At 51.1% G+C, this 616-nt stretch carries 2 tRNA genes; both read right to left on the reverse strand.

What is annotated here, in order from left to right:
• Positions 1-274: 274 nt before the first annotated feature.
• Positions 275-350: transfer RNA gene (locus AC1V0D_RS21955), tRNA-Ala, on the reverse strand.
• A gap of 141 nt (positions 351-491) precedes the next feature.
• Positions 492-568 (reverse strand) — tRNA-Ile (locus AC1V0D_RS21960).
• Positions 569-616: the final 48 nt, after the last annotated feature.

Genomic DNA, 616 nt, shown 5'->3' on the forward strand with positions numbered 1-616 from the left:
CGCAGATTAGCACGTCCTTCATCGCCTCTGACTGCCAGGGCATCCACCGTGTACGCTTAGTCGCTTAACCTCACAACCCACAGGCGTTTTTCAACGCTGCAGACTGTAAGCATTTGAGAGACTCGGACATGTCGCCTTGTCATTCCTTATTACGGAGGAATAACGCGCCATGTCGTTTCAATTTTCAGCTTGTTCCGGATTGTTAAAGAGCATAATACGTCACAGCACACCGTCGCCGGTACGCTCTGAGGTATTTCAGAAAAAACAGCATGTATGGTGGAGCTAAGCGGGATCGAACCGCTGACCTCCTGCGTGCAAGGCAGGCGCTCTCCCAGCTGAGCTATAGCCCCATACAGTTACTGCAGAGACCACTACTACCAGGAGTTGCATTCTTCATGTAAAGAATGCGATTTTTTCTCAGGCAAGGCGTGCTGACGCGAAGCATAGTGAACTATGCGAGCCGCCGGCACAACGCAGCATGAGGACAAATCTGGTAGGCCTGAGTGGACTTGAACCACCGACCTCACCCTTATCAGGGGTGCGCTCTAACCACCTGAGCTACAAGCCTGTAGAGGTTTTTTCTGCTCGTGACTTTTTATCAGACAATCTGTGTGAG

It is taken from the genome of Pantoea sp. PA1 (genome assembly GCF_056856975.1).